Consider the following 25,030-nt stretch of genomic DNA (forward strand, 5'->3'; position numbering starts at 1 on the left):
GCATCCCGACGAGGTGGCCGCGGCCACAGAGGACGCCCATGTGCACATGTACGGAGGCATCGCCCGCAAGCCCTGACCGCTCAGGCCAGGAGGTTCTGCTGGGCGGCGGGGGGCTGTGCGGGGCCTGGCAGTGACCTTGTGCTGCCCGCCGGCGGCGATGTGGTGCGTCGCAGCAGGTCGAGCGCATGTCGTAGCTGGCTGTTTTCCTGGGCGAGCCGGCGGATCTCGGCCTGATGCCGGCGGATCTCGGCGAAGGTGTGGGTGGCGGCGGGGTCCGTCTGGCGCACCCAGGTGCGCAGTGTCTCGGCGCTGATGGCGAGGGAGGCGGACACGGCTCGTATGGTCGCCCACTGGGATGTGTGCTGTGGGCGGGCCTTGCGGACCTCTTCTACGGCTCGAGCCCGGAAGGCGGGGGCGTAGCGGGTGGGGCGTCCCATGCTGATCTCTTTTCGGCCGGGACCGGTGGACGAGTGCGGTCCGGCCGGTCAGGGGGTGGGGGTAGGAGCACGTGGGGATCCGCTGCCGGAACTGGGTGTCAGCGTGATAACCAGAAGCGGCGGGTTGGACGGCGGCACAGTCGGCTTTGGGACCCCGGCCGTGGTATCCGGGGAATCGGGGGCGGGGGATGTGAGCGTGCGCGGTTGAGGGTTCGCCGACGCGGCCAGACCTTGGATGTGTGGTCGGGGGTGCGGTGGCTGGGGCGTCGGTGTCGGGCTTGCTGACCGGGTCGGGCTCGTGCGTGCGGGCGCCGGAGTGGAGCTTGGCTGCCTCGGCGCCGCGGCGAGTGTGGTGCGGCCGGCAGGTGTCGAAGCGGACTGCTTCGCCGACGTGGCAGGTGCGATCGGGCTGGTACGCGTCGGTGGGCCGGGAGTTGGCGACGGACGTGGCGTGGCGCTGGCAGCGGGGCTTGCGATGACGGTGGTGCCGGCGTAACCGCTCATCCACGCGAGAACGGAACGTACATAACTTGCCGACGGGTTGTAGCTGTAGATCGCGGCGCGCAGCCCGTCAGGTAAAGCAAGGTCGCGGCCGCCGCGACACAGATAGGCGCCGGCGGCGAGGCTGGCGTCGTCGATGTTGTTGGGGTCGGCGCGGCCGTCCGCGGATCCGTCCCGGCCGGACGTGGCCCAGGTGGTGGGGATGAACTGCATCGGTCCGACCGCCCGGTCATAGCGGGTGTCCCCGTCGAGGCGTCCGCCGTCGCTGTCGCGGATGAGGGCGCGCCCGTCCCGGCCGTCCAACTCCGGCCCGAGGATGCGGCTGGTCAGCGTGCCATCGGCGGTCACGACGCGTCCGCGTGCATGATCGGACTCGACCCGGCCGATCCCGGCGAGTAGTTCCCAGCGCAGGTGGCAGCGCGGTGTCTCCAGGCCAAGCCGGGATGCGGCCTTGCGGTAGGCGGTCAGCATCCGGGTGGGGATCTGCCGGTCGGCGCCGCGCAGCGTCTGCGCGGCGGATGCTGAACCACCGGCGCCGATGCCGGGACCTGAGGGTGCGGCTGTGCTCGGCTGCGGAGGCGGGGCCGCAGGACCTGCTTCCAGACCAGGTGCCGCGTTAAGGCTTGGGCTGGCCGCCGGAGCGGACGGTGGCAGGTCGAGGCCGTAGTCGCGGGTCGGCGGGTGTGCGGCCAAGCCGGCGGACAGGCCCGCCGTCGAGTCCGCGTCGGCCAGGGTCGCGGGCGCACCGTGGCGGGCAAGCCCGCCGGCGGCCAGACAGACGGCGATGAGCACCACGACCACCGGGGCGGAGGTCAACAGACGGGTGGGCCGCGCCGGCCGCCAGGTCCTGAGCGGCTTGGCGGCGTGCCGACGATCCCGTCGCCGAGGCGCCGCAGCCGTGGAGCCAGCGCGATGGCGTGGGTGGGTCCGCGGTGCCGCGCGGCGGTGCCGACTCATCGTGCCCGGATACCCGCGGTGCGCCTGGCGCCGAAGATTCTGCAACAGAAAAATCGGCACGAAAATATGACAGTGTTTGTCGGCAACGCCAGCCCCGATCTGCCGTGCTGCTCGCTTCCGGTCGATTATTCGTCCGGAGATACCTGCCGCCGATGAAAGGAAAGGCGGGCGGCAGTGAATGGTTGCTGTCCCTGGCGGCTCAAGCTGTTGGTCTCGCCAGAGGACTGTGGCATACCTGTGCGTGTGCTGTCACGCAACTCGGCAAAAAAGGTCCGGGCTGCCCGTAACGATCGAGAGAAACGATCTTGTCGAGAGTGATCGACATGGTCCGCTAGCAGCGCTTTCCCGGAGATACTGGTGTCGTTAGCCGATCGCGACCTCCGCCGAAAGGGATCTGGTAGTCGATGTGTGTTGAGGCGCGGTGGTCGGTTGTGGTTCACCTCGGCCCCTTGCAGGCTTGTTTCGACGAGGTAACACACCACTGTGTGACTCAGATAACTTCATTTACTATTCGTGTTCGCTGGAGTGGCCCGGCATTGTCTGTGCTGGCCAGGTCTGGCCGCCGACCTGGCCGGATGGCCTTCCTCGTGGGCAGGGTCGCCATTCTGGTCGCCTCGGCGAGGCTACGTTTATTACGCCTGGTAGCTCTACGGAAAAGCAATGACTGACATCGAATCTGTACCGCCGGCCACCGCTCTGCCATTTTCGGTGATCCGCGCGGTCTCCGCTCCCCTCGGAGATCGCGCCTCAACCGTGTGCGGAGCCCATTGCGGTTTCCGGTGGATCGGAGTTGGCATGATGCGGGCATCTCCAGGGCGTCCTGGCATGTCGTTCGTTCGCTATCTCGGCATGCTGTTGGTAACGGTGCTGGCGGTGACGATCGTCGAATTCGTGCCGGCCGGAAGCGACACTGCCTGGGCTGCGGCTGCGGCATCCACCTCCTCCACCACCACTGCGGCCGGCGGGCAGGGTGCGACGGCGGCGAGTGGACCGGCCGAGCGGCCCGACCTCATTTCCGCGCAGCTAGCGGCGCGCGCGGAGAAGCGGCGCATCGAGGTCACCGACGCCCGCACCGAGTCGACCTCGACGTTCGTCAACCCGGACGGCTCGATCTCCCTCGACACCTATTCGGGCATCCGCCGGGTCCGCCGTGGCGACGACTGGGCCGACGTGGACTCAACCCTGGTCCTGGCCGACGGCAAGGTCACGCCGAAGGTCGCCAAGGCGGGCATCGTGCTGTCCGCCGGCGGCAAGGCGGGCGGCGACGTGGCCACTCTGGCTGACGGGGCCCGCGAGGTCGCGTTCGGCTGGCCGGCCGCGCTGCCCGCGCCCACGCTCGAGGGCAGCACGGCGACCTACCACGACGTGTCACCCGGCACCGACCTCGTCGTCAAGGTCGTCCCGACCGGCTACGACGTGCAGATCGTGGCGCACACCCCCGCGGCGGCCCAGGCGGCCCTGAATCTGCCGATGCGCCTCAAGGGCCTAACCGCCGCGCGCACCGCGGGCGGCGAGCTGCGGCTGTCCACGGACGGCAAGGTGACGGCCCGCTCACCCGCTCCGCTGATGTGGGACGCCCACGTCGACCCGAAATCCAAGCTGCCCGACCGCACCGAGACCGTCGACGCCGACCTGGCGGGAACCGCCAGCGCGCCGACGCTCACCCTCAAGCCGGACAAGTCCTGGCTCACCGACCCGGCCCGGCAGTACCCGGTCACGATCGACCCGGTCGCCACGCTGGCCGACAACCTCGACACCGACGTCAACAACGCCAACCCGACCACCAACTACGACACGAATGACATCCTTCGGGTCGGGAACTACCTCGGCGCCGCCGTCAACCGGTCCTTCCTGCGCTTCAACGACTCGGCGATCAAGAACAAGCACGTCACCTCGGCCGCGCTCAACCTGTGGCAGGGCGGCTCGGCGACCTGCACCGCCCAGCCGACGGTCGTGCAGGGCGCAAGCGGCATGGGCGCGGGCACGACCTGGAACACCCAGCCCACCTCGGACGGCGTCAACTGGGGCAACGCCACCTTCAACAACGGCGGGTCCTGCACCGGCTCCGGCGGGACGAACATCGACATTACTGGCCTGGTCGACTCCTGGGCGCACAACGGCTTCGCGTCACCGGAAGCGCTGACCATCCGCGCGCCGAGCGAGACGGACGCGAACCAGTTCAAGTACTTCTACTCCGGCGACACCCAGCTGGCCCCGCACATCACCGCGACCTACAACTCCTACCCGGGCACGGTCGCCGGCCGCTTCACCAGCCCCTGCTCGGCCCAGTGCGGCGGCAGCCCCGCGACCGTCCTGACGAACACCACGACCCCGACGATGTCCGGCGCCTCGCTGGACCCGGACGGCGGCCAGGTACGCCTCGACTTCGAGGTGTGGAACTCCGCCGGCAGCACGAAGATCACCGGCGGTTCGGTCTCGAACGTCCCGTCGAACTCGTCGTCAACCTGGACGGTGCCCTCGGGCCTGCTCAGCAACGGGACGTCGTACGAGTGGCGGGCCCGTGCTTTCGACGGCACCGACTACTCGCAGGCCTGGTCGTCGTGGATCCCGTTCACCGTTGACACGACCGCCCCGGCCGCCCCGACGGCGCTGAGTTCGACCGCGTGGCCCTCCGGCGGCTGGAGTTCGACCTCCTCCGGCACGTTCACCTGGACCTCACCCGGGGGCGACACCCAGTCCTTCCTCTACGGCCTCGACCAGCCGTCCCCGGCCAGCGAGACCACGGCAACCACGTCGGCGACCCTGACTCCCGGCGGCGGCCTGCACACCTTCTACCTGCGCACCAAGGACAAGGCCGGCAACCTCTCGCCGGTCGTCTCCTACGGCTTCGGCGTGGGTGTGGGCGCCTTGGCCCAGCCCGCCGAAGGCGCCCGCACGCAGCGGTACACCACCCTTGAGGGCCAGGCCCCCAGCACGCAGACGGAGGTCACCTTCCAGTACCGGCTCGGGACGAGCACCGCCACCGCCTGGACGGACATCCCCACCGGCAACGTCGTCATCGCCGGCGGCTCGACTCATCCGAGCTGGCCGATGAACCGCAATGGCTCCGGCCTGTTCGACAAACTGACCTGGGACGTCGCGACCACGATGAGCGGGCTCGGCGCCGCCGACGGGCCGCTGCAGGTCCAGGCCTGCTTCCGCGACGCCTCGAACACCGTGAGCTGCGCGCCGGCGCACACGATGCAGTACAGCCGGCACGCGTTCGCCGACGCCGAGGCCACCCAGAACGTCGGCCCCGGTTCGGTGGCCCTGCTGACCGGTGACTACGCCGTCTCCGCCACCGACGCGACCCTGCCGGCCTACACCGGTGATCTGACCGTCGGGCGCACCTTCACCACCTTCGGCCTGACCGCCCCGGCCACCCCCACCGGCCCGATGACCGGCGTGTTCGGCCCCGGCTGGACGGCCAGCCTGCCCGGCCCCGCCGTCGGCGCGGCCGACGAGACGCTCACCGACAACACCGCCTCCGGCGGCTACGTCACCCTCACCGACGAGACCGGCGTCCAGGACGTCTACACCACCGTCAGCACCGCCTACCCCTACACCTACACGGGTGTCGGGGACGACGCGGTCGACGGCAGCACCCTGACCAAGGACTCCGCCACCCAGTTCACCCATGTCGATGTCGACGGGACGAAGACCGTCTACGTCTCCCAGCCCGTCGGCAGCACCACGACCTGGCACGTCGGCCAGGTGATCGAGCCGGGCTCGAACACCACCTCGACCTACTCCACCGACACCTCCGGCCGGGTCACCCGCATCCTCGCCCCCGTTCCCAGCGGCGTGACCTGCACGACCCTGGTGGCCGGCTGCCGGGCGCTGACCTTGGCCTACGCCAGCTCGACCACCGCAACCGGCACCGGTACCGACCCCGCTGCCTGGGGTTCCTACTCCGGCCGGGTCAGCACGCTCGCGTTCGCCCTCAACGGCAGCGCGCCGGTCACCGTCGCCTCCTACGCCTATGACGCGAATGGCCGGCTGCGCTCCGCCACCGACCCGCGCACCGGGCTGGTCACCACCTACAGCTACGACTCCGCCGGCCGCCTGGCGACCGTCACCCCACCCGGGCAGGCAGTCTGGACGCTGGCCTACGACGGCACCGGACGGATCTCCACCGTCTCCCGGCCGACCCCGGCCGGCCCGACCGCGACCCAGACGATCGCCTATGACGTGCCGGTGACCGGCACGGGCGCGCCGATCGACCTGTCCGCGACGGCGGTCGCCGCCTGGGCGCAGCAGGACCTGCCGCTCTACGGCGCCGCCGTGTTCCCCGCCGACCACGTGCCGGCGGCCACCCCGAGTGCCTCGGACTGGCCGTACGCGGACCTGACCTACCTCAACTCCGACGGCCGCGCGGTCAACAACGCGAACTACGGCAACGGCACCTGGCAGCTCACCACCACCGAGCATGACGGCAAGGGCAACGTGGTGCGCACCCTGACCGCGGAGAACCGCAACCAGGCGCTCACCCCGACCGCCGACACCGACTCGCTGGTCACCTCGCTGACCACCTCGGCGGCCCGCTCGCAGTTGCTGGAAACCCGCACCGTCTACGCAACCGACGGCGTCTCGGTGACCGACACCTACGGCCCGACGCACCGGATCGTCGACAACGGCGGCTCCCGCTACTCGGCCCGTGAGCACGTGCACACCGACTACGACCAGGGCGCCCCGTCCGCGCCGACCCCCTACCGGCTGCCGACCACGGTGACCACGACCGTGCGCCTGCCCGACGGCACGGACATCGATGCACGCAAGACCGTGAACGGGTACGAGGCGAAGACCGGCGCCGACGCCTCGACCTCCGGCTGGAACCTGCGTAAGCCCACAACGGTCACCACCTGGATGGGCGGCGGCTCCACCCCCGACATCGTCCGGACCACCTACTACAACGCTGCGGGAAACACGGTCGAGTCCCGCCAGCCTGAGGCGAACGCAGCCGGCACCGATGCCTTCACCACGGTCACCTCGTACTTCACCGCGACCGGAACAGGCGGCTGCGTCAACGCCTCCTGGACGGGCCTGCCCTGCTCCACCGGGCCTGCGGCGCAGCCGTCCAGCGGTAATCCGCTGCCGGTCTCGACCTACACGTACAACGACCTGAACGAGCAGCTCACCGAGGTCGAAACGGTCAGCTCGACCACCCGGACGACGACCGACACCTACGACAGCGCCGGCCGCAAGACTTCCGAGGCGATCGCGGCAAGCCCCGCGGCAGACGGAGGCACGACCCTGCCGACCGCCACCTACGGCTTCGACTCCGCAAGCGGACTACCGACCACCACCACGGCCAACAGCATCACCCTGACCACCGGTTACGACTCCTGGGGCCGGGTCAACTCGCAGACCGACGCCGATGGCAACACCGCCTCGACCACCTACGACATCGACGGCCGCACCGCGACCGCCAGCGACGGAAAAGGCACCTACACCTATACCTACGACGGCACCACCGGCGAGCACCGCGGGCTGCTGACCAGCCTGAACGTCGGTGCCGGCAGCGCCCCGTCGACCTTCGGCGCCACCTACGACGGCGACGGGAAGGTCACCGCACAGACCTATCCGAACGGACTGGTCGCCGCGACCCGCTACGACGACAACGGTGAGCCGACCACGCTCTCCTACGCGATGTCGGGGAATACCTGGCTGGCCTTCAACCAGGCGAACTCGGTGTTCGGCCAGGTTCGGCTCGACTCGACGCCGGCCTCGGCGAAAACTCTGGGCTACGACCAGTCGGGCCGGCTGACCTCAGTTGCCGACAACGTCGACTACGGCGGCCCGGCCACCTGCACCACCCGGACCTACGGTTACGACGCCGACTCCAACCGGACGACCCTGTCAAGCTACCCCGACGCGGGCGGCAGCGACACTGGAACCTGCTCCACGAGCACAACCCCGGCGGTATACTCATTTTCTTATGACCAGGCTGACCGGCTCACGAACAGCGGATACGCTTACGACCTGTTCGGCCGCACCACGACGGATCCCCATCCGCCCGCCGGCAGCTCGGCGAGTGTGGGCTATTACGTGAACGACCTGGTCGCGAGTGAGACGGTCGGTTCTTCCACCCGGACGTACGCACTTGATCCCGCCCGGCGGATCCGTTCGTGGACGGATGGCTCCACCACCAGCGTCAATCATTATGTGACGAGCTCAGGAGATGATCCGGCCTGGATCGGGGTGGGTGCCGCGTGGACGCGGAACATCACCGGTATCGGTGGTGACCTCACTGCGGTCCAGGCCGACAGCGGTGCGGTCACGCTGCAGCTGGCCAACCTACATGGCGATGTGGTCGCCACCGTCGACGACTCGACCGCGGTGACCTCGCCGGCAAGCTACGCCGAGTCCACTGAGTTCGGCAGCCCCTATTTCTCGTCCTCCGCGTATCCTCGCTACGGCTGGCTGGGCGCGAAGGAACGCTCCCGTGACACCCTGTCCGGCCTGACGCTGATGGGCGTCCGTCTCTACGACCCCAGTCTCGGCCGTTTCCTGCAGACCGACCCCGTCCCCGGCGGCTCCGACAACCCCTACGACTACGCCCACCAGGACCCCTACAACACCTTCGACCTCGACGGCAACCGCTTCCACTTCCGCAGATTCGCGGCAAGGGCAGGCCGCGCTGTCAAGAAGTCTGCGAGAAGGTCTGGTGCCTGGATTCGCCGAAACCGCGCACAGATTGCTTCGGCTGCGGCCTTTGGTGTTTGTATCTACGCCTCAGTCGGTGTATGCGCTGCCGCTTCAATGGGCGCATACCTTGTCTCCGCGCAGCAAGCGCGCAAAGTGACCAGAAAAGGGATCCTGGTCAATGCGGTGATAATCATCAGCGGCGCAAAGACCGGAAGCATGATGAACCATGCAGGTGTGGGTCGACTTGGCTCACGGTTGATCAATGCCTACATCGGTGGCCCGTCGGCGGTCTGCACCGTGACCTGGCGTTGCCCTAGCGGTTAGCCTGGCGTAGTCGATGGGGCGTCGACGCGTCAAGCGTGCGACGCCCCATCGGGGCGGTGTGGAGAGTTCTCATTAGACGAGAGATGAGCGCAATGAAAGGCACATTTCGGGGTCGCGGCCTGATACTTAGCGGAATATTGTTGATGGTGCTCATCGGGGTTCTAGTGTTCGCCGACTATCCAAAGATCAAAAGGTTTCCAGACGCAGACGCGGTTAATCGGTTAATCTTGTACTCCGGCGGCATTATCTTTGCCCTTCTTTTTACAATTAGGCCACTGGTTAAGGTCAATTCCGTCGGGCTCGAGATTAAGAACCCTCTGCGGACGTACAGGTTTGTCTGGGCGGACATCAAAAAATTTCATGCAGAGGATCGAATCGTCGTTGAACTGTGGGATGGCCGAAAGGTGCGATGCTGGGCGGTTCAGCGGGCAAGGGCATCTCAAATGAGGGGGCGCAAAAGCATTGTTGACGACGTGACGCAGCGGCTGGAAAATATCCGTCAAAGCATAACATCCTGATGGAAATCCGCGCAACCCTGTGGGCGGCGAGCGCGGCTATTACGTTGGCGACGTGGTCGTAAGTGAGGCGATTGGCGAGCTCAGGGGTGATCCGGCCTGGATCGGGGTGGGTACCGCGTGGACGCGGAGCATCACCGGCGTCGAACTCGGTGACCTCGCCGGCAAGCTACGCCGAGTCCACCGAGTTCGGTAGCCCCTATTTCTCGTCCTCCGCGTACCCTCGCTACGGCTGGCTGGGCGCGAAGGAACGCTCCCGTGACACCCTGTCCGGCCTGACGCTGATGGGCTTCGGAACGGCCTGGGTAGCCGCTACAACGTCCTGCCCGGGATGCGGACGGCCCGCCGACCACTGGTCACGCCCGAGGCCGGCGAACCTGACGTCATCCTCGTCGGCACCGGATCCAACCGGCTCTTCACGGCCCAGCTTACCGTCACTGGAAAAACGCCAGGGGGCACGGATGTACGGATCAGACCTGGCGGGCTTGGCTGGGAGACGATCGTCAATTCCCTCACCATCACCCGCAGAGTCCGACGAGTGCTTACCGACTCACTGATCCATCATTGAACCCGCTACGACATACCGCTTAAGACCCCAGAGACGGAAGAAGCCGCGTCTGCAACCCAGGGGTGGTACCGATCGTGTTGGCGTAGGTTCAGGCTTCTCGCCAGCATCTTTTGGTAATCGGGCGAGCAACGGGTCCATACCTGCGTTGCACACGCACGGCTCGGCCCCTGCGACTGCACGACGCAGCAGCGGCTCCCAGGGGGGCCATCCTCTCGTCAAAATGCGGGAGATGAGCAAACGCCCCCCATGCTACGGTGCGCCTATGTCAACGATCAAGCAGTTCCAAGTCACCTTTGACTGCGCAGAACCTGAGCGCGTCACTCGCTTTTGGTGCGAGGTGTTGGGGTACGTTGTGTCGCCGCCCCCGAAGGGGTTCGCCACCTGGGACGATTTCAACCGCTCCCGGTTTCCTGAGGATCAGGGTTCATGGTTCGCCTGCATTGATCCCTCAGGTGTAGGTCCACGACTGTTCTTTCAGCGCGTTCCCGAAGGAAAGGTCGCCAAGAATCGGCTGCATCTTGACGTGAGGGTCGGCCCCGGGCTCGTGGGTGAAGAGCGCCTCGCCACGCTCGAAGCCGAATGCACACGACTGGTCGTGCTCGGCGCGGTGCGCGTGCGACTGCTGTATGACGGCCACGACTCCTGCATCGTGATGCAGGACATCGAGGGAAACGAGTTTTGTCTTGACTGAGTATCCTCCGGGACCAGCGAGGTGGTGAGCCGTCTTCCTTGAGCCTCTCTCAAAGCCAGTCCCGTGTGGGGCGGGAGTTATCCCGTGAGGGCAAGGTCGTGCGGTCGTGCGGTGCCGAGCATCGCGGTGCGGTACAGCCATCCGTACAGCTAAGCCCGGGACGCCAGCCGACCAGAGCGAACTCCAGTGGGCTGCTCCGCAGCGAGAGCAGCGATACGGGCGCCTGCGATGTTCTTCTCGTTGTCGTCGATGAACAGGATGCTGGCCGGGTACGGGGAGCGCCGGGCGATGCGTCAGCGAAGCAGGCCGAGGTAGCGCGAAAGGGTGTGCTCGACCTGGGCCATGTCGTCGCGGGAGAGGTAGTCCACGAGTTCGCCTGTGACATAGGAGCTGTCGATGGTCCGGATCTGGTCGATGAGGATCCTGGTCGACCGTCCCGTAATGATCGCCTCCGGTCTGAAGGCGGATGCCTGCGCGCCGGTCGACGTGGGAACGATCGTGACCGTGGACCATGCGTTCTGCTCAATACTCATGACGAGGCCGAGCCGACGCCCCCGCTGCTCATGCCCGCGCTTGGCGTCGCCGAGGTCCACCGGGTATACCGCCCCGCGAATCACGGTTGGTCCTGCGACCTGGCTGGTATCGCGAGGTTCGTGCCTATGATTCTGATGTTGCCGTTGGTGTCGTACTCCCACGCATCGGGCTCGGCGGACAGGTCCTCGTTCCGCAGCCGGCGCATGTCCTCGCGGGCACGCACCTCCCACGCCTCCCGGTCAAGCAGTCGCAGGGCGCGCCGGATGACGTCGCTGGTCTTCTCGTCCTGGCGGCGGTTGGCCTCAATGATCCGGAGGTCCTCTTCGGTGGGGCGGAATCCGACACTCATGAGGTCACTGTACAACAAACGTACAACATCTGGGGCGGCCAGTGGACGCGTAGGTCGGGGCATGTGTATCCCGGGGCTGGTACCAGTCGTGCTCGCACAGTCTCCAAGCCTCTCGCTGGCATCTTCGCGATAGTCGGGGTCGGTGCCTGGTCCACACCCGCGTTGCACACGCCGTACGGCTCGGAAGTGTGATCTCTACCCGGTCATGGGTGCGCTCGACGTCACCGATGGCCTGCGTCGCAGTCCGCCGATTCGTCCAGTTAGGGAGGATTTGCCTCGTTTCTCTGAAGCTGGGGTGCCGCCACGAGCAGTACCGTTAGCTAGGTCGCGACTACTACTTGTTTGCGGGTCGGAGATCGGTCTAGAGATCGGTGTATGGGATGAGCAAGCGATTCGGCCTGGCCGAGCGGGCGGCCTCCCGGACGTCGCCGGAGGTCGGAGCTGCTGCGCTGGCCGCCGCCGTGGACGTGGGGATATGGGAGCATAACGTCCCGAGCGGTCGGCTGCGCTGGGACCGGCGCACCGCCGAGTTGCACGGCCTCGACCCGGACTGCCTCCGCGGGACGATCGACACACTCCTCACTCATGTCCACCCCGACGACATCCCCGCGGTGCGAACCGGGGCAGAAGAGGCCCGGCAAGGGGTCGGCTCGTTCCTCCTGGAGTACCGGGTGGTGCACTCCGACGGCTCCTACACGTGGATCCATGACCGCGGCAGGGTCATGTCGTGGTCGCGGCGGGGCCGCCCCCTCCGCGCGATCGGCACTTCCGGCGACGCCACCCCGTGGAGATCGACCGTCGAGATCCTGCAACGCGCGATCCTGCCACTGGCCACGCCGAAACTGCCCGGGATCGAGCTGGTCGCACGTTACCTGCCCGCCGACCGCGACACCGAGATCGGCGGTGACTGGTACGACGCCACCGCACTCCCTGATGGCAACATTCTCCTGATGATCGGCGACGTCGGCGGTCACGGCCTGCCCGCCGTCGCGGCCATGGCCGAACTGCGCCATGCCGCCCGCGCCTACGCGTACGAGGGCCATTCACCCGCGGCCATCACAACCCAGCTCTCCGCGAATCTCGCCCCCGGCGTGGATGGGCCCCTCGCCACCGCGGTCGTGGCGCTCTTCGCCTCGGATACTGGCCGGCTTACCTGGTCCTGCGCCGGCCACCCGCCACCGCTCCTGCTCACCGGCAAGGACGCGGCCTACCTCGACGACACCCACGGTCCCACCCTCGGCGCCGAACCCGCGTTCGTCTACGACCAGAGCGACCTACGTCTGCTGCCTGGAACCCGACTGCTTCTCTACACCGACGGGCTCGTGGAACGCCGGGACGTACCCATCACAGACCGCCTCGACACCCTCGCCACGACCGTGTCCAACACAGCTGAGGACCCACACCAGAACCCCCAAAGTCTGGCCAACCTCTGCGACAGCATCCTCGCCACCGTCATCGGCACCGCCGACCGAGAGGACGACCTGTGCCTCCTCGCCATCCAGACGTCCTGACCCTCTGATCACGAATTTCCCTGGCCGTGAGGGCTGACCGTCACGGAACTGACTCTGACAACGACCACGGCGAGGGCAGCCCGGCGTGTCGCGCAAGCCGCGTCACTCGTTGAATCCGCCGGCGCTGCCGGAAGGTCTTCAAAGCATCGCGAGTGGGTCGGCTCGCCACAGCGCTCCGCAAGGCGCGGTGCCTGGCGGAGCATGCTGGGTATGACCGAGCCCCCACGGTCGGCGGCACGGCCGACTACATGTAAAGGGCGCGGTTGAGGCGAGGCAGGTAATCCGTGTCCAGGTTGGTCGTCCCGTCGCCCATCCGCTCGGCCATGGCCGCGGCCGCCAGATCGCGGCGCTTCGGCAGTCGTGCCTTCTCAGCCGCGGCCAGCGCCGCTCCCATCGCATCACGGGTCAGGTCGGTGCAGTAGGCCGGCGCTCCGGGCTGTTGGCGCCAGGAGTCCGCGAGGCTGCCGGCGTCGAAGGCGTCGAGACCCGTGTCCTCGACGAGCGTCAGCGTTACCCGTCGATACTCGTCGCGATCGGCGGCAATGGGGAGTGTGATCCGGTCCGGCGCGCCGGCCGGCTTGCCCTTCTCCGCGAACGAGTCAGCGCCGATCGCGTTCCATGCCTTGGCGATCGGACGGCCGAGTTGTTCGGCCACCCATAGGCTCTCGACCTGCCCCGCCTCGACAGCATCAATCTTGCCGTCGCGGGCGGGATAGTAGTTCGACGTGTCGATCACGACTGTCTCGTCCGGAACCGCGGAGAGCAACGGTGCCACGGCCGGGATCTTACTGAAGGGGATGGAGAGGATCACGACGTCGACATCCTTCACCGCGTCGGCCGCGGGAACCGCGCGCGCACCCGAGACCAGCACGTCGGCACCGATCGTTTCCGGTCCCCGCGAGTTGGCCACCTTCACGTCGTGCCCGGCCGCACTCAACTTCAGAGCGAGGGTTTTGCCAATATACCCGGCACCAATAACTCCTATCCTCATGCGAAAACTCCTTTTGTTATTCACCATTTCATTCGAAATCAGGACGCTCGTTTTACCCGTGACAGCAATTTTCGGCAAGGTCGCGGAGACGACCGACCGACTTCTCGCCGGCACCTGGCGGCACCCAGAGTCCATGCGGCCGACACGGCGAGCGGAACAGGTCGTGCGCGCTGGACATCCACGCGCGCCCTGCACCCTGGCCGGCCTTCTGCACCGACCTGCCTTCCCGCCTGCACCACACCTATAACAAAACGGATGCCGACTCCGTATTTGGACAGTGTGAAACGGGAGGCAGAATCCGTTCAAATCCGGCGCTGGAACTCGGCTGGGTGGCCAGTGGGACTCGCGGCTACTGTAGCAACCGAGCATCATGATCGCGTTGACCGTTGCTTCGTAGCGAACGGCGAGTTTGTCGTAGCGGTTCGCGGCCTGGTCCTTCTTCTCCGGGATGGTGGCGCGGATCCCGCGCCGGCGCGGGTAGGCCCGGTTCTTCTTCGAGCTGTACGCCTTGTCCGCCAGCACCCGATCCGGACACGTCCTCGGCCGGCCCGGTCCCGGCCGAGGGACCCGGATCTTCTCCAGCACCGCGGTGAACCGCGGACTGTCTCCGCGCTGCCCGGCGGTGACCAGCAACGCCAGCGGTTTCTGCCCCCGCTCGCAGGCCAGACGCAGCTTGGTGGTCAATCCACCCCGGGACTTCCCGATCCCATGATCCGCCGGTTCGGTGTCAACACCACCCGGGGACTGCCGCTGCGTAGCCCCTTTTTTGACGCCCCCGCCGCATGCTGATGCGCCCGCGCCACCGTCGAGTCCACCGACACCTCCCAGGTGATCAGCCCGGCGGCGTCCGCCCGCACCCGCAACCCGGTCAGGACCCGCTTCCACGTCCCGTCACGCCGCCAGTCCCGAACGTCACCCGCAGTCGCCTCGGACGCCTCACCCGCCAAGGCTTCCTCACTCAACCCGGTCGAGGCATCTACCAGCAAAGCGGCATCTCCGGCGGCGTAAGGGTTTTGGGGGACTCGCCGACGTTCATGCATTCGTGCGGGTCAGGCCGCAAGCTTTGCCACTTCCGCCTCTGCGGCACGGGCGAGGCGCTCGACCCAGTCCTGGTGGTAGCGGTAAAGCGCACCGGGATTCTTACGTCCGAGTTCCTCGACGAAGAAGGGGCCCTGCTGTGTTTCCTCGGTCAATACGTAACAACCATTGTCCGTGGGCGTGATGACCCAGCCGTGGTACGCGCTCGAACCCGTTTCGTCGCCGTCGACTGTCGTCTCCCACGCGAGCCTGGTGAACGGCTCATACTCCGTCACGTCGAGAGTCATGGGAAATCCAACCGTCACTCGGCTGAACTTGGTTCGGAGAGCCAGTACCGACTCGCCGGTCAGGATCTTTACGCGATCTTCGGGAGGGAAGTAACTCGACCAGTTCTCGGCGTCGACGAGCAGCTTCCATACCACTTCAGGCGGCGCCTTCACGTCGATATCATTGAGCGCGTAGAGAGCCGACAACTTCGGGTCATACCGTTCGGGCCATTTTACCTTGTCATACATCGGCCATTTTCCTTTCAGGGTGTTTTGGTGAGAGCGCTTCAATGCGCCTCGCGAGTCAACCGGCTTGATTCTCACGCTCGGTCGCCACCTTGGCGAGCGCCGCGAGAAGGTTCTCGTGCGTGCGCCAAAAGACTTCGGGATCCTGTTTCGCCAGTTCGATCCAGAGCGGGCCCCGCATCGTCTCCTCGGTCCAGAGGTGGCTCCCCTTCGGCGTGGGTGTGATGATCCAGGCGTGGTAAGCCCTGGATGCTTCAGACGCCTTGGGGTAACCACCCCAGGCGATACGCGTCTCAGGCTGGAACTCCTGTACGGACGCGAAGACGTCCTGGCCGGCCAGGTTGGTTTCGAATCGAGTTCCGAGGCGCAGTGAGTCATGGCCGTCAAGCAGCTGGACATGTCCGACGCCCGGGTAGAAGGTGGGCCAGGTTCGAGGGTCCACGAGCAGGGACCAGATCGTTTCCGGTGAGGCTTCGACCTCGAGCTCGTTGGTGAAGTGGATGGGGGAGCGGCTGGGAGCCATGGCCTCCGGCCAATTTATTGCTTCAAACATGAAAATCACCAAACGTTGGACCGCTCCCTGGCGGTCATGTATTCGCGACACCGGCTGGATGCCCGTGAGCAGCCCGACCGCATCTTCGCGCGGTCTCCCTCGTCATCGACGTACGAGTTGCTCGGCCGCACTCGCTGCTTGTGCACTTCGCCGTACACAGGCCGGCCAGAACGTTGACGTGCGCCCGGTTGAAGGTGGACGGCGCCTCATGCGCGGCTGAGTGCCACCGAGTTTCTGACGGCGTCCAGGCCAGCGGCGTGCTCGACAACGGGCTCGTATCCGAGCTCGGCAACGGCCTTGTCCGTCCGCAGGGTGCACTGCTGCCCGAGGAACCATCGAGCGGGAACGGGTACCTCGTCGGCGGCGGTCTCGGCGTCCAGGTCGGGGATCGGGACGTCGACGCCATAGATCTCGAACTGGGTCTCCATGAACTCGCGCAGGGCGACGCGGTGCCGGTCAGTGATGAAATAGGCCTGACCTGGTCGGCCGCGCTGCCATCCGAGCATGAGTCCCTCGACGGCGTTCTCGACGAACGTGACGTCGGTTGTGTGCCGGCCTCCGTCGATCCAGGCGAACTGCCCGGCCTTCGCCGCCGCTACCAAGCCTTCGACGAGGAGGCTGTCGGGACCCCAGACGAACCTCGGGCGAATCGACACCGTGGCGAACTGCGGGGTGTTCGCGTCGAGCACGATCTTCTCGGCCACGGCCTTGACCGCACAGTAGGCGGCTTCCGAGTCGGGCCGCAGCGGCGCGGTCTCGTCGACGTCCACGAGCGGGGCGCCGGCGAGCAGCGCGGCTTCGCTTCCGCAGTGGACGAACCGGGGAACCCGCGCGTAGCGGGCCGCATCGACGGCTGCCTGGGTGCCGCGAACCGACACGAGCTCATGACGCTCACGGTCAGCGGTGATGTCCGTCTCGGCAGCGAGATGGAACACCACATCACTGCCCGTCACCTCGTCGCGCCACGTGGTCGGGTCGGTCAACTCGCCCCGCGCAGGCCTGGCGCCCAGCGCCGACACCTTGGCGGCCGATGCCTCACTTCGGACCAGAACACGGGCCGAGTGCCCCTCCATGAGGAGCCGGCGTACCAGTACCTGGCCGATGAACCCGGAACCGCCCGTGACGAATGCCTGTGCCATGAACCTCTCCTTCGCTCTGCGTGAGCCTTCTCGCCTGCCTTGGGCGAGAAGGTGTCGTGGGTGAGAGCAATCGGGGGTCCGGAGGTCTTCCCTCGACTGTACTCATGCTTCGAAGGTCCTCGATAAACTTTTTGGATGGCTTCTCTTCGGGCGCTGGAGTGCCTCGTCGCGGTCGCGGACTCCGGATCGATCACGCAGGCCGCACTGCTGCTGCATTCGTCGCAACCCGCTGTCTCTCATCAGCTCGCTTCGTTGGAACGCGAGACCCGGACGGTCCTGCTGCGCCGCGAGTCCCGGGGGGTCAAGCTCACTCCCGCAGGGCGGGCCGCCGTCGCGGATGCCAGACGAGCGATCGAAGCGGCCGCCTCCGCGGTGAGGTCGGCACGTGCGGCGGGTCAAGCGGCCGGAGGGGTCTTGCGGTTGGCCTGTGCGCAGAGCCTCACGGTGCCGCTACTCGCTGCGGTCATTCGCCACTGGTATCGCCGCTACCCAGAGGTCGCGATCACGCTGCGCGAGTCCACGGCGATGGACGAGGCGCTCGGCCTCGTCGACTCCGACGAAGTCGACGTGGCAGTGCTGACCGCCCCCTCGGCCGGCCGCTTCACCATCACCGCCGTCGCCGAGGAGGAGATCGTGCTGGCGGCACCCACCGGCCACGTGCTGGCCAAGCAGTCGACTGTACGTCTTGAGGACCTTGACGGTGCGCCGCTCGTTCACTTCACACCGGACAACGGCCTCAGCGTCTGGCTCGACCAGTCCCTCGCCCGCGCCGGAGTCCTCCCGGAGACGGTGATGAGGACATCGGTGACCGCGGCGGCACCACAGCTCGCGGCTGCCGGTCTGGGAATCGCCGTGTGTCCCGTGAGTGCGGTCAGCCATGGCTTTCCGGGAGCAGTGCGCTCGTTCTCTCCGCGGTGGGTCAGGCAGCTGGTGGCGGTGACGTCCGCGGAACCGGATCCGCTCGTCGCACGGTTCATCGGCGACCTGCGCAGTCACGGCCTGCGTGTGCCTCGCGGTGTGCGGACCCAGCTCGCGCAGGACGGTCCGCGCGCTTCGTCGCCGGCGTCGGAGCGGGACTGATCTGGTCGAACCTCGGCGGGTATGCCGCTCGGATGTCGGTGGCCGACGCGATGGCAGACGCCGCGGGCGCCGCGCACCACGCCGCGGGCGCCGCGCGCCACGCCGGGCAGGCCGTTCTGGCTCCCGAGGTCCTGGCCCGGATCCGTAACCACTACCTCGGTGCGCTCTCCCGCGGCGACACTGACAACCAGGGCAGACACAACCCCCTCGCGCAGGACGCCCGCACGTTGATCCGCCGGTTCCGCCGCTACGAGAACATGATCCTGCGTTTCTTCCAGTTCGGTCCTCGTCGCGCCGGAGAAAGCGAACATCTCGGGCACGGCTCCCGCCGCCGCCGCGCCGGTCCTTCCGGTGACGACGAGGAACGTCGTGACCGCGGTCCCGCCTATCGTGTAGCGGCACTCGACGGTCATGGCGGGCGCGAGTGTCCGCGCCCGGTCGCCGGGTTCGGCGGAGTCGGAGGTCTCGACAGATACCGGGTCGGTCGTGTCCGGCGCCACCGCGCCCGTGATCCCAGCCGCGTTGGCTGCCGACGACATGTCCGGGGGTAGCGGGCAGGGCTTGTTCCTCGAGTCGTCGACGGCGGGCGCGACCCGGCGGGCCACGTCGTCGACCTCGAGTGGGGTGAGCGAGACGGACTCGGCCCTGTCGCTCCCGTCGCAGCCGGCGAGCACGGCAGCGGCCAGAACAGCTGCCGGCAGCACGGACAGGAAGGCAGGAAACCGGGCAATTCCCATACCCGAAGTATGTGGCAGGGCTTTACCGTGTCCAAGGAGGATGTCGCCGGCGAGACCGTCGCCCGCGGTGAACAGCTCGCGGCGGGAGCGATGACGTCGTCGGTCAGAGGTCGATTGTCGCGCAGGCCTGGAGGAGGTGACGCAGCGCTGGGGTCGGCGGGCCGGGTGGGACGGCGAGTGAGGTGACGGCGTCGGGGGCGGTGAGCGGCCGGAACGCGACCCTGCGGATGGGGGTCGTGTCGGCGACAGCCGTGTACAGGACGGTCCAGGACGGTTCGCCGGCGCCGATCTCGGCCAGCGTGTCCTGGACTGTCGTGAACGGTGCGGCCGTCCGAAGCTGAACTCCTGACCGGGTGATCAGGTCGTGGAACGGCCAGTTGTCCTGACGGGGTGCCAGCCGGAGCGGCAGGTCGGCCAGGTCCGCCAAGCCGAGTGCCGGGAGTGCGGCGAGGGGGTGGGTGGCCGGTAGGGCGACCGCGAGCGGGTCGGTCCACAGGGGGATCAGTTCCAGTCCCGGTGCGGTGGTGAGGACGCGCACGAACGCCGCGTCGAGTTCGCCGGCGCTTACGGCTGCGAGCCGGTCGCCCAGCGTCAAGCTGCGCAGCCGCACCGGCAGCCGTAGTCCGTCCAACAGTCGGTCGAGACGGTCACCCAGGCCCTGGCTGGTGCCGATGCGCAGCACCCCCTGGGCGCCGGCGGCGATCCCGGCGGCGACCTGCCGCACCCGCCCGGCCGAGGCGAGTGCGGCGACGGCTTCGGGGAGCAGCCGCTCGCCGGCCGCGCTGAGCCGGATCTGACGGGTGGTCCGGTCGAACAGGCGCACGCCGAGTTCGCGTTCCAGCCGGCGGACCTGCTGGCTCACCCCGGACTGGACGATGTGCAGCCGCTGCGCGGCCCGGCTGAAGCTTGCCTCCTCGGCCACGGTGACGAAGTAGGTCAGCTGCCGCAGCTCCATGGTCCCCACCTCGCCACGCTCGTGCATCACCGGAAGTGATAGACGCCTGCTGCAACAGCGCCTTGGTCGGGACCTGTTCCCGCGGTCGAATCAGGTCCATGAAAACTGTGCTCACCACCGCGGAAGGCCCGGTCATCCGAGAGGTCGCGGACCCGACCAGGGCGGACCACGAAGCACTGGTCGCCGTGCGGGCGTTCTCGCTGAACCGCGGCGAACTTGCCCTGCTGGAGGCCAGGACCCAGCAGTGGCGTCCGGGTCAGGACGTCGCCGGTGTCGTCGTCGAGGCGGCGGCCGACGGGTCCGGACCCGCCCCGGGCACCCGGATCGCCGCCCAGGTCGACCAGGCCGGCTGGGCGGAACTCGTGCCCGTGCCGGGCGACCGGCTGGCCGTGCTCCCCGACGAGGTCACCATCGAGCAGGGCGCGGCGCTGCCCCTCGCGGGGCTGACCGCCCTGCGCACCCTGCGTCTGGGCGGCGACCTGCTCGGCCGGAGGGTCCTGGTGACCGGAGCGAGCGGCGGCGTCGGCAGATACCAGACCGAACTCGCGGCCCTGGCGGGTGCGCGGGTGACCGCCGTCGCGGCCCGCACACACCAGGACGCGCTGCTGGGCCTGGGCGCCCACGTCGTCGTCGCCGCACCGGCGGACGCCGCCGACGGCCAGGACCTCGTCACCGAGTCGGTGGGCGGGGACTCGCTCGCCGCCGCGCTCACCAAGGTCACCCCCGGCGGGACCGTCGTCGTCCTGGGATCCAGCAGCGGCACGAAGACACCGATCGACATCTACGACTTCGTCGGCCACGAAGGAGCACGGCTGCTGAGCTACCTCTCCTACGCCCACCCCGCACCCCCCGGACCGGACCTGCGGCTACTGGTCGACCTCGTCGCGACAGGCCGGCTGCACCCCACCCTCGGGCTGGTACGCGACTGGACCGACCTGCCCGACGTCCTGGCCGCACTCCGCGAACGCCGCGTGTCCGGGAAGGCCGTCCTCACCATCGGCTGAAGCACCAACCGGGCGGCTTCACCCACGATGTCCAACCCGGAACGGCCAAATCGTCGAATCCGCATAAATCCGCAGATCGTGCCGAGTCCGGCCGACGCGCGACCGGACAGCGCGGTTCTCGCTGGGCGTCGTCCACGCGACCCCGAATCCCCATCGGTAGGGGCTCCGAACCGTCCGGACGGCCGGCGGAAACGCCCGGTAGCCGCACCGGGGCGCGTACAAGCAGGTAGCGGGCAGAGCGATTAGCTGTATTTTCGACGACGAGAGCGCGACCCGCCGAGTTCATCTGGGCACCAGAATTCAGCATCAACGATGTGGGGAGGGCCTCCGGAGGGCGTCCCACAACCCCCAGAGCCCAACTCTTACAAGATCGTAATTAGTACCCTCCCGCTGCCCGATGCCAGGCCGACCGGGCGGAGCGGCGTGCGCTGATATCTCTGTAACCCATGTCGAATACCGGCCGGTCTGCAAGCGGCCTGGCGAGAGCAGTACGAATATGCCAAATTTGTGCTACTCCAGTATGCTTCGCCCGACTCTGGCCGGAACGCGAGGAACGTCCGACACTGGGTGGTCGGGGTGGGTGCGCTGGGTCAATGCCAACGCGTACATACACTTCGACTTGCCGACCGGTCTCCTCGACATCGACGGAAGCCGGAATTTCGCCGCGGTCAGTCGGAACCTGCAGCCACAAGTGAGATCCATCTTCGCTGACCTGGGCCCGCCTGATTACGCTAATCCACGGTTGGAAAGCCCGGGAATTAGGAGTTACTAGTCGGGTGAGCCACTCCGGTTCAGATGTCGGAGCAACGAGAACGCCGCCGTACTCGCGGCGATAATTCATGTCGTCGATTTTGAAAAAGAAATCGAAAGGGCGTCCCGTTGCAAAATTAATTACTCCAGGATTATATACAGTCATAATCGCCAGGTCATGCGATTGTCGGCCGCGCTTACGGTCATGACTGAACGGCCAGGCAGTCCACTGACGTGAATCATCCGAGAAGGAGCACCTTACCGGCGGGCTAGGGTACGCGCTATCCTGATCTGCGCCCTCCCAGGTCAGGACTTTGTCGCTGCCGGCCGGGGCGAACGTCCAGCTAACGTACAGCTGTGCAGGAACAACAGTCACGTCTAGCTGTATGCCGCGCTCCATTAATCCACCGCCTCTCTGTCGCCAGCATATAGCTGCGTGACACCGGTCGCCAGCCAAGTGAGTAATTTGACGAAACCAACGTACGCATTTCCGCTATGAAGGAAACTGATTCTGCCGCGATAGGTCACTGAGCTCAGACAGCTCGGCTTCATTATCCCGGTGAACTCGCCGCCTGATCCCAACTCGATCCGTGTTCGATATTCCCATGCGATTACCAACCCGGCACCCGGTGTCCGCGTGGTATCGTATTCTTCGACCCTGACCGCTCCGTGGTCCGGCAACCACTCCTCGGTCACTCTAAATTCCCCTCCTTGGCGATCTACGGGACGGAATTAGTTAGAATGGAAGTGCCAAAATCATTCTGGATATCCTGGTCGAAGGTGTAGTAAAACCCAGCGTCAGTAGGAGTCTGAAGAATATCATAATCGTCGTAGTGCGGTCGGATGAGCTGTACTGAGGCGTGGTCGTCACCTCGGACTCGACCCTGCGGTTCCGCGGCCGGGGCGAGGTCGAATCGAGCCTGGTCGCCAACGGTTACAGAGTTCTCGATGGGGGGAGGCACCGGACCGCCCGGGGGCGTGAGTTCGTGTTCATCGCCAAGCGTTCGGCCTGAAGCGGCCAGTGTCCGTCACCGCCTATCGACCGGCGTCAAAATCGATGGACAGCGCCCATGCCCGGGGCAATCGTTGGCGCCGTGCGGCAGGAGGAGATCTGGGACGTTGATACCGCCCGGCGCTATGACACGCCGGGCGTCGGCATGTTCGCCCCCGAGGTGGTGGGGCCGACCGTGGACCGCCTGGCAGGGCTCGCGGGCACCGGGCGGGCGTTGGAGTTCGCCATCGGAACCGGCCGGGTGGCCGTCCCCCTCGCCGAGCGAGGAGTGCCCGTCACCGGGATCGAACTGTCCCGCCCAATGATCGACCGGCTACGCGCGAAGGCGGACGAGGCGACGATCCCGGTCGTCGTCGGAGATATAACGACGGCGGTCGCCCCGGGCATCTACACGCTCGTCTACCTCGTCTACAACACGATCTCCGACCTGCTCACGCAACCTGAGCAGGTCGCCTGCTTCCGTAACGCTGCCCGTCACCTCGTCCCCGGCGGCCGGTTCGTGATCGAACTGTGGGTGCCGGAGCTGCGCAGGCTTCCACCAGGCCAGCAGGCCGTGGTCTGGCAGTCCGACCCCGACTACATCGCCTTCGACACCTACGACGTCCTGCGTCAACACGTCGTGTCGCACCACGTCAGGCTCGATGAGAACGGAGGAGCCCGGCTGGCGCGCAGCCCCCATCGCTACGTCTGGCCCGCCGAACTCGATCTCATGGGGCAGTTGGCCGGCTTCGAGTTGGAGACCAGGCACGCCGACTGGCAGGGAGCCGAGTTCACCGCCGAGTCCCGCTCCCACGTCTCCGTCTACCGCATCCGAGCGGACCGATAGACCCGAACTCGGCCACCCGACAATCCTCAACCACGGACCGGCAAGCTCCCGTCACCACCCCGCCACGCCACATCCGCCTCAGCCAACGACGGGTGCAGAGGGCTAGCGCCGACTGGTCGAGACCGGTACCGCCGGTCCGGGCAGCTGTGCATCCGCTGACCACCGCCATCGAGGAGGCCGGGACCTGTCCTCGATGGCGGCGGCCTGGCCGACAGCCCCTATCGTCTGTAGCCGGCCTGACGGCCGGGCCTCACTTCAGGTGCTGGGCGAAGAACCGGGCCGCGGCGTCCCCCGCGAACTGCGGGACGCCGGTGTGCCCACCCAGACTGGCGTGCAGCGACTTCTCCTTCGAGCCGAAGGCGTCGAACAGGTCCAGGGCCAGCTGCCGGTCGTTTCCTTCGTCGTCCCACTGCAGCAGGACATGCAGCGGAATGGTGACCTGCCGGGCCTCCTCGAACATGGCGCGGGGCACGAAACTCCCGGCGAACAGAACGGCGGCCGAGATCCGCGGCTCGACCACCGCCAGCCGGATCCCGATGGAGATCGCCCCTCCCGAATACCCGACCGGGCCGCCGATCTCGGGCAGCGACAGGAGGCCGTCCAGGGCCGCCTGCCATTCCGGGACCGCCTTTTCGACCAGCGGGAGGATGAGCCGGTCGACGATCTCGCCGTTGACCGGCGCGCCGGCCGCAAGCGCCCGGCGCAGGTCGGCGCGGGCCTGCTCGGCGGCGGCGGAACGAGGCCGGTCACCGCTCCCGGGCCCCTCGACGGTCGCCGCGGCGAAGCCGTCCGCCGCGGAGCGCTGGGCCCGGGCCACCAGCCGGGGGTACATCTTGCGCAGTCCGCCGGGGTGGCCCAGCAGGATCAGCGGGACCGGTGCGGATACGGATCCGGGCGTCCACAGGATGCCGGGGATCTCACCGAGGGCGAACTCGCGCTCGAGGACACCGTCGTCGAGGCGCTGTTCAGACGTGAATCGCATGGTCGTGCCTTTCGGGAGGGCGAGTGAACGGCGCTCCCGGACGACCTACCGCCCGACCGTGACCCCGGAGGGGAGCACCCAGGTCGATACTGCGTTCACGGGTACCACCTCCTCCTTCTCGCACGGCCATCGGCAAGGTAGCAGCGGACGCCGCGATCCGCCAACAGGTTTTGCGGAGGCTCCGAGGCCGGATGCCACGGAGCCACTCGCCGCGCTCCGCCGGCCCGCAGACAGCACCCTCGCGAGCTCCAACCCGACAGGAGCCACCTGGAGACCACGTGCGAGCCGTCACTACGGGTGACTACTCAAATAGCTCGCGGCCTGCTGCTCATGTAGTGCTCACCGTGACGTCCGGTGACCCGGTTCTGCGGTGAGGCGTCGCTGGCGAACTCGATCTACGGGTTGTTGCGCGAGGG

At 67.3% G+C, this 25,030-nt stretch carries 19 protein-coding genes and 1 pseudogene; 7 read left to right on the forward strand and 13 right to left on the reverse strand.

Translation table 11 applies throughout. The features are described 5' to 3' along the window. Positions 1–80 precede the first annotated feature (80 nt). Both MXD95_RS17070 and MXD95_RS17075 read right to left on the reverse strand, forming a co-directional pair. Positions 81–437: a transposase gene (locus tag MXD95_RS17070; RefSeq protein ID WP_250641640.1), complete on the reverse strand. Its 357-nt coding sequence runs from the start codon at positions 435–437 to the stop codon at positions 81–83. Between the two features lie 48 nt (positions 438–485). Next, positions 486–1,754, reverse strand: a complete 1,269-nt coding sequence (locus tag MXD95_RS17075) for a lytic transglycosylase domain-containing protein (RefSeq protein WP_250641641.1) — start codon at positions 1,752–1,754, stop codon at positions 486–488. Positions 1,755–2,720: 966 nt separating this feature from the next. Here MXD95_RS17075 and MXD95_RS17080 point away from each other — a divergent pair. From MXD95_RS17080 to MXD95_RS17085, 3 genes are all read left to right on the forward strand, one after another. Beyond that, entirely contained in the window at positions 2,721–8,867 is a 6,147-nt protein-coding gene (locus tag MXD95_RS17080; RefSeq protein ID WP_250641642.1) for a DNRLRE domain-containing protein, read from the forward strand. A 143-nt stretch (positions 8,868–9,010) separates the two neighbouring features. Next, positions 9,011–9,385: a PH domain-containing protein gene (locus tag MXD95_RS29325; RefSeq protein WP_374122058.1), complete on the forward strand. Its 375-nt coding sequence runs from the start codon at positions 9,011–9,013 to the stop codon at positions 9,383–9,385. Between the two features lie 827 nt (positions 9,386–10,212). Then, a complete protein-coding gene (locus tag MXD95_RS17085; RefSeq protein ID WP_250641643.1) occupies positions 10,213–10,641 on the forward strand; it encodes a VOC family protein in 429 nt (142 codons plus the stop codon). Positions 10,642–10,934: 293 nt separating this feature from the next. Here MXD95_RS17085 and MXD95_RS17090 read toward each other — a convergent pair whose 3' ends face one another. After that, positions 10,935–11,258: a type II toxin-antitoxin system PemK/MazF family toxin gene (locus MXD95_RS17090; RefSeq protein ID WP_250641644.1), complete on the reverse strand. Its 324-nt coding sequence runs from the start codon at positions 11,256–11,258 to the stop codon at positions 10,935–10,937. Beyond that, complete coding sequence (locus tag MXD95_RS17095) at positions 11,255–11,524, reverse strand: hypothetical protein (RefSeq protein ID WP_250641645.1); 270 nt, start codon at positions 11,522–11,524, stop codon at positions 11,255–11,257. The genes MXD95_RS17090 and MXD95_RS17095 overlap by 4 nt, the downstream gene beginning before the upstream one ends. Before the next feature lie 380 nt (positions 11,525–11,904). Between MXD95_RS17095 and MXD95_RS17100 the strand changes: the two genes are divergently transcribed. After that, on the forward strand, positions 11,905–13,035 hold the full coding sequence (locus MXD95_RS17100) for a SpoIIE family protein phosphatase (RefSeq protein ID WP_250641646.1): 1,131 nt from the start codon (positions 11,905–11,907) through the stop codon (positions 13,033–13,035). 244 nt (positions 13,036–13,279) lie between these two features. Here MXD95_RS17100 and MXD95_RS17105 read toward each other — a convergent pair whose 3' ends face one another. The 6 genes and pseudogenes from MXD95_RS17105 to MXD95_RS17130 all read right to left on the reverse strand — a co-directional run bounded on the left by MXD95_RS17105 (position 13,280) and on the right by MXD95_RS17130 (position 17,268). Next, positions 13,280–14,398 carry an NADPH-dependent F420 reductase gene (locus MXD95_RS17105; RefSeq protein WP_308301514.1) on the reverse strand — a complete coding sequence of 373 codons (1,119 nt, stop codon included), beginning with the start codon at positions 14,396–14,398 and terminating at the stop codon, positions 13,280–13,282. A 36-nt stretch (positions 14,399–14,434) separates the two neighbouring features. Next, positions 14,435–14,728 (reverse strand): annotated as a pseudogene (locus MXD95_RS17110) (transposase); the annotation flags it as partial. Further along, a complete protein-coding gene (locus MXD95_RS17115) occupies positions 14,707–14,988 on the reverse strand; it encodes a hypothetical protein (RefSeq protein WP_250641656.1) in 282 nt (93 codons plus the stop codon). The pseudogene MXD95_RS17110 and the gene MXD95_RS17115, both read right to left, overlap by 22 nt. Before the next feature lie 87 nt (positions 14,989–15,075). Continuing rightward, complete coding sequence (locus tag MXD95_RS17120) at positions 15,076–15,579, reverse strand: SRPBCC domain-containing protein (protein WP_250641647.1); 504 nt, start codon at positions 15,577–15,579, stop codon at positions 15,076–15,078. 55 nt (positions 15,580–15,634) lie between these two features. Continuing rightward, positions 15,635–16,129, reverse strand: coding sequence for an SRPBCC domain-containing protein (locus MXD95_RS17125; RefSeq protein ID WP_250641648.1), 495 nt, complete (start codon positions 16,127–16,129; stop codon positions 15,635–15,637). A gap of 206 nt (positions 16,130–16,335) precedes the next feature. Next, on the reverse strand, positions 16,336–17,268 hold the full coding sequence (locus MXD95_RS17130; protein ID WP_250641649.1) for an NAD-dependent epimerase/dehydratase family protein: 933 nt from the start codon (positions 17,266–17,268) through the stop codon (positions 16,336–16,338). Between the two features lie 135 nt (positions 17,269–17,403). Here MXD95_RS17130 and MXD95_RS17135 point away from each other — a divergent pair, with 135 nt between their 5' ends. Continuing rightward, the gene (locus tag MXD95_RS17135) at positions 17,404–18,348 is read left to right on the forward strand and encodes a LysR family transcriptional regulator (RefSeq protein ID WP_250641650.1); all 945 of its coding nucleotides are present in this window, start codon (positions 17,404–17,406) and stop codon (positions 18,346–18,348) included. Here MXD95_RS17135 and MXD95_RS29330 read toward each other — a convergent pair. Both MXD95_RS29330 and MXD95_RS17145 read right to left on the reverse strand, forming a co-directional pair. Continuing rightward, positions 18,261–19,085, reverse strand: a complete 825-nt coding sequence (locus MXD95_RS29330; RefSeq protein ID WP_374122059.1) for a hypothetical protein — start codon at positions 19,083–19,085, stop codon at positions 18,261–18,263. The genes MXD95_RS17135 and MXD95_RS29330 overlap by 88 nt on opposite strands. Positions 19,086–19,188: 103 nt before the next feature. Next, positions 19,189–20,040, reverse strand: a complete 852-nt coding sequence (locus MXD95_RS17145) for a LysR family transcriptional regulator (protein WP_250641651.1) — start codon at positions 20,038–20,040, stop codon at positions 19,189–19,191. A gap of 98 nt (positions 20,041–20,138) precedes the next feature. Here MXD95_RS17145 and MXD95_RS17150 point away from each other — a divergent pair, with 98 nt between their 5' ends. Then, positions 20,139–21,044 (forward strand): zinc-binding dehydrogenase, encoded by a 906-nt coding sequence (locus MXD95_RS17150; RefSeq protein WP_250641652.1) that lies wholly within the window; start codon positions 20,139–20,141, stop codon positions 21,042–21,044. Positions 21,045–22,864: 1,820 nt separating this feature from the next. After that, on the forward strand, positions 22,865–23,632 hold the full coding sequence (locus tag MXD95_RS17155) for a class I SAM-dependent methyltransferase (protein WP_250641653.1): 768 nt from the start codon (positions 22,865–22,867) through the stop codon (positions 23,630–23,632). Between the two features lie 250 nt (positions 23,633–23,882). Here the strand turns inward: MXD95_RS17155 and MXD95_RS17160 are convergent, their stop codons facing one another. Beyond that, positions 23,883–24,614, reverse strand: a complete 732-nt coding sequence (locus MXD95_RS17160; protein ID WP_250641654.1) for a dienelactone hydrolase family protein — start codon at positions 24,612–24,614, stop codon at positions 23,883–23,885. Positions 24,615–25,030: the final 416 nt, after the last annotated feature.

Source organism: Frankia sp. AiPa1 (assembly GCF_023243075.1).
Taxonomy (GTDB): Bacteria; Actinomycetota; Actinomycetes; order Frankiales; family Frankiaceae; genus Frankia.